The 3,688-nt window shown below is 70.3% G+C and carries 3 protein-coding genes; 2 read left to right on the top strand and 1 reads right to left on the bottom strand.

The annotated features are described in order from the left end of the window. Positions 1-279: 279 nt before the first annotated feature. On the top strand, positions 280-693 hold the full coding sequence (locus HYV93_05145; GenBank protein MBI2525350.1) for a response regulator: 414 nt from the start codon (positions 280-282) through the stop codon (positions 691-693). Beyond that, a complete protein-coding gene (locus tag HYV93_05140) occupies positions 690-2,369 on the top strand; it encodes a PAS domain S-box protein (protein ID MBI2525349.1) in 1,680 nt (559 codons plus the stop codon). Before HYV93_05145 ends, HYV93_05140 begins: the two co-directional genes overlap by 4 nt. A 6-nt stretch (positions 2,370-2,375) precedes the next feature. Here the strand turns inward: HYV93_05140 and HYV93_05135 are convergent, their stop codons facing one another. Beyond that, positions 2,376-3,566 carry a CoA transferase gene (locus HYV93_05135; protein MBI2525348.1) on the bottom strand — a complete coding sequence of 397 codons (1,191 nt, stop codon included), beginning with the start codon at positions 3,564-3,566 and terminating at the stop codon, positions 2,376-2,378. Between the last annotated feature and the right edge of the window lie 122 nt (positions 3,567-3,688).

Genomic DNA, 3,688 nt, shown 5'->3' with positions numbered 1-3,688 from the left:
TTGAAAGCCGTCTGCCGAGACACTCGTTTAGTAGCTACGATCCCGGCGAACGAGGCGAGGCCGGTAACCGTCGATCGGGAAAGGCGAAGTAGGTTACGCTGAAGCGCGCCGGCGGACGCTGCGGGGTAAACTCACGCTAGCCCTGGGCTCCCGGGAGTGGCACGGCTTCGTGTCATGCTGGCATCGCCGCCGGGGGTAAGGCTCTCTCCAAGCCCCTGAATCTTCAGTCTTCTCCTCGAATTCTTTCCTGGCAAGAGACCTGCAGAGGCTGGAGTCGGTATGCTTCAGCGCTCCGGGGCACCGCGAGATCATCTTCACTGGGTCCTGGTAGTCGACCGGGACGAATCCGCCGCTGACTCCCTGGCCCGCCGCTTCCAGGAGCAAGGGCTGCCGGCCCATGCCACCACCTCCGGCCAGGAGGCCTTGCGGCTGGCGAGCCTCAGGAAGCCAAGCCTGGCCATCATCGACCTGACCGTCAGGGGCATGGCGGGAGTGGAGCTGGCCCGGCGTCTCAGGGCGCTGGACCCGGAGCTGGCCATGGTCGTGACGACGAGCGACCGGCGGCCGGCGCTCGAAGTCGAGGCCCGCAGGGTTGGGATCGTTCACTACGCGCACAAGCCTCTCGACCTGGAGCGCCTCGACGCCGTCACGACGAGGGCCATCGAAAGCCTCGACCGAGGAGATCAGGAATGAGCCACGAGTGCGGCACAGCAGCGGCGGTGCAGGCCCTACCAGGCGCGCTGTGGGACCAGCGCGCGGATGCCCCGGACGAGACGTTCCTGGAGGCGCTGCTCCATGCGGGCATCGAGATCGGCCGGGTGGCGGAGCAGGCGCAGGCGGAGGAGCGGTTGAGGGAGACCGAGCAGAGGCACCGGACGGTCTTCGCCGAGTCCCGCGATGCGATCGGCATCGTGGGGGCGGGGGGCGAGGTCCTCGAGATCAACCAGGCCGGCCTCGATCTCTTCGGCTACAGCGCGGCCGAGGTGGCAGGGCTCCGCGTCAAGCAGCTCTACGCCGATCCCGCGGACCGCGCGAGGTTCCTCGAGGAGATCGGGCGCAGCGGGGCCGTCAGGGACCTCGAGGTGAGGTTCCGCCGGAAGGACGGAACCCTGATCGACTCCCTGCTGTCAGGTGCCCTGTGGCGAGGCGACGCCGGCAGCCAGCCGGGGTATCACGTCGTGATCCACGACATCACCGAGCGCCGGCGGCTCGAGGCGCAGCTGCGCCAGTCGCAGAAGATGGAGGCGATCGGGGGGCTGGCGGGCGGGATCGCCCACGACTTCGGCAACCTCCTCACCGTCATCATCGGCCGTGCCCAGCTCCTGCTGGGCGGCCTGCCATCCGACGACCAGCGCCGCGCCGACCTCGACCTCATCCAGAAGACGGCGGTCCGCGCCTCGGCGCTGGTGCAGCAGCTGCTGGCTTTCAGCCGCAAGCAGGTGCTCCAGCCGAAGGTCCTCGATCCGGACGCCCTGGTCTCCGGCATGGTCACGATGCTCGGCCGGCTCATCGGCGAGGACATCGAGCTGGTCGTCGCGCCGCGGTCGGAGGGTGCGCGCATCAAGGCCGACCCCGGGCAGCTCGAGCAGGTGATCCTGAACCTGGTGGTGAACGCGCGGGACGCCATGCCACGGGGTGGTCGGCTCGTCCTCGAGACTGCGCAGGCGGAGCTGGGCGAGTCGTTCGCCCGGGAGCATCCAGGGGCGCGGCTGGGTCCTCACGTCGTGCTCGCCGTGAGCGACACAGGGGTCGGGATGGACGCGGCGACCCGGGCGCGCATCTTCGAGCCCTTCTTCACGACCAAGGAGGCGGGCCGGGGGACGGGGCTCGGCCTGTCCACGGTCTACGGCATCGCGAAGCAGCACGAAGGCTACATCGCCGTCGAGAGCGAGCCCGGGCGCGGCACGACCTTCAGGGTGTACCTGCCCCGCGTCCAGGAGGCCGTCGCCCCGGAAGTGGGCTCGCCTGCCCCTGCCGGGAGGGGCTCGGAGATCGTGCTGCTCGTGGAGGACGAGGAGGAGGTCCGGAGTCTGAGCCGCGAGATCCTCGAGGCGGGCGGCTACAGCGTCCTCGAGGCGCCCAGCCCCTCCGTGGCCCTCGACATCGCCCGGCAGCATGGCGGCCCCATCCACCTCTTGCTCACCGACATCGTCATGCCGCAGATGAACGGGCTGCGGCTGGCCGAGAAGCTCAGGGCGCTGCGGCCGGGACTGCGGGTGCTGCACATGTCCGGCTACTCGGACGATATCCTGGGCCGCCAGGGCTCCCTCGATCCCGGGCTGGCCCTGCTCCGCAAGCCCTTCACGCCCAATGACCTGGTGCGCGCGGTGCGGGAAGCGCTGGACCAGGTCGGGCCGGGCCCCCGGTGAGACGGCTCAGGCCACGACCCTCCGGTCCCTGAGCCCGCGGATCTCGCCGTCGCTCATGCCGAGCTCGCGGAGCACGGCATCGGTGTGCTCGCCCGTCTGGGGCGCCGCCGCGCGCACCGTGCCCGGGGTCTCCGACAGCTTGATCGGCATGCCGAACTCGCGGACCGTCCCGTGGACGGGGTGCTCGATCTCCACCACCATGTCCCGCGCCCGGACCTGCGGGTCGCGTACCATCTCCTCCGGATCGTAGACCTTCCCGACGCAGACGTCCGCCTTGACGAGGATCTCGTACCATTCGTCGCGGGTGCGCGTGCGGATGAGGGCCTCGATCTCCTCGCGGGCCCGCACCTCCTCGGCATTGGCGGCGCGCACGAACTGGTCGGGCCGGCGCGCGAAGCGCACGAAGTCGGGGCGGCCGATGGCCTTGCAGAAGTTCTCCCAGAGCCAGGGCTCGGTGCAGCCGATGGTCAGGAGCTTGTCGTCCCGGGTCTCGTACACGGCGTAGTACGGGTAGGAGCCGCCCAGGAAGCCCGCCCCCCGGCGGGGCGCCCGCCCGTCGCTGAAGAAGAAGCGCATGTTCGGGGTGGCCGCGAGCAGCGCGATGGTCGTGTCGAGATAGGAGACGTCCACGTGCTGGCCCCGCCCCGTCCGCTCGCGGGCGAAGAGGGCGAGCATGATCCCCAGCGCCCCGTGCATGCTCGCGCCGCCATAGTCGGCGACGATGTTCAGCGGGATCTGCGGCTTCCGGTCCGGCTCGCCGATGAGGCCGAGCAGCCCCGCCAGCGACAGGTAGTTCAGGTCGTGGGCCGGGTAGTCGCGGTAGGGCCCGTGCTGGCCGAAGCCCGAGAGCGAGCAGTAGACGATGCGCGGGTTGAGGGCGCGGATGCTCTCGTAGTCCGCGCCGAGCCGCTTCGTCACGCCTGGCCGGAACCCCTCGACGATGACGTCGGCCGAGGCGGCCAGCCGCGTGAAGACCGCCTGGCCCTCGGGCGCTTTCAGGTTGAGGGCGAGGGAGCGCTTGTTGCGGTTCACGTAGGCGAAGGCGGCGCGGCGCGACTCCTCGGCGTCTTCCACGGTCGCTGGCGGGGTGTCGATCTTGAGCACCTCCGCGCCCATGTCGGCGAGCATCATCCCGGGCAGCTCCGCCGGCGGGACGCGTGCCAGCTCGAGGACCTTGATGCCATCGAGGACTCCCATGGGGATCTCCTTCATCCGGGGCGGGCACCCGGGCTTCGCCACGCCCGCCCCCGCCGGAATATCAGGTTCGCTTCACTCCACCGTGTGCGTCAGTCGGGGTCATCCGGGGCGGGCACCCGGGC

The sequence above is a fragment of the Candidatus Rokuibacteriota bacterium genome (genome assembly GCA_016188005.1).
GTDB lineage: Bacteria > Methylomirabilota > Methylomirabilia > Rokubacteriales > CSP1-6 > UBA12499.
This window is presented reverse-complemented; position numbering and strand designations above follow the sequence as displayed.